1 pseudogene is annotated in these 946 nt (G+C 44.4%); it reads right to left on the bottom strand.

From position 1 onward, the window contains the following. Positions 1–100: 100 nt before the first annotated feature. A pseudogene (locus DWZ44_RS18720) lies at positions 101–946 on the bottom strand (IS200/IS605 family accessory protein TnpB-related protein); the annotation flags it as partial.

The raw sequence follows: 946 nt of genomic DNA, 5'->3' as shown, positions 1-946 counted from the left end.
ATACGCCTGTTTCTTAGATCTTGCGCGGATACGCGCTTCTTCCATGCCGGATACGGCAGGTCTCCACATAACAGGTAGTCCACGGTATATCTGCCTGTGTTTATGCTGCTTTTCGCAGTTCCATTTCTGAAATTAAGTCTCTCAAATCCGCATAAACACATGAGGTTCTACGCTTTACTGCAGGAACTTTTGCCTCCAGCAAAGACCTTTCCGTTGCCGGTAAGGGTTTTAAAATTTCACGGATAAAATATCTTGCTCCAATATTGTACGATGCAGATAAATCACAATTATATCTCTTTCCATTCTGAAAGGTACACAGACGGTGATCCTGTATATCACGGTCAATTTTTCCAGATCCGTCAAACGCAAGCCTGCTCGTGTTCCATGCACAGATTCGGGAAATTCGGATTTCTTTTCTATGTGCCTGCTGTCCGCATCGTTTCTGGATATCCCGTTTTCTCCACATCTGCAGTTTCTGCTTTTTCTTCCCGGAAAGTTTTCCTTTCATCTCCAGATATTCGAAAACAATCACATCTGCCCTATTTTCTGATGCATAGAAAACGATTTCCCTGGCAATCTTTTTACCAAGTTCTGTATTCAGACGTTTTGCATATGCCCATCTTCCCTGCACCTGGCGGGATCCATGCTCTCTCTGAAATCTTCGGATCCGTCCCAGCACACGGTACATCCGGTCTTTGTCACTGGGAAAGTTAATAAACTTTCTCCCCAGGATAGTTCCGTCTGGACGCATGATGGTACAGACTGCATCCGTATTGATGCCGAGATCCACACTGCAGATCGTTTGTTCTTTGACGGGTGTCCGGTTTAAAGCTACCTCTTCCGCATACGTAAAACGCAGAAAATATTTGTCGTGCTTTTTCTCCAACATTGGTGCCGAAGCTTTTTTGCCCGACCAGTGTTTTCTTAAATATTCCATATCCGTATG

The organism is Blautia sp. AF32-4BH, from assembly GCF_003460565.1.
In the GTDB taxonomy this organism is placed as follows: Bacteria; Bacillota; Clostridia; order Lachnospirales; family Lachnospiraceae; genus Fusicatenibacter; species Fusicatenibacter saccharivorans.
Note: the sequence above shows the minus strand (reverse complement) of the source record. Positions and strands in the feature narration are given on the sequence as shown.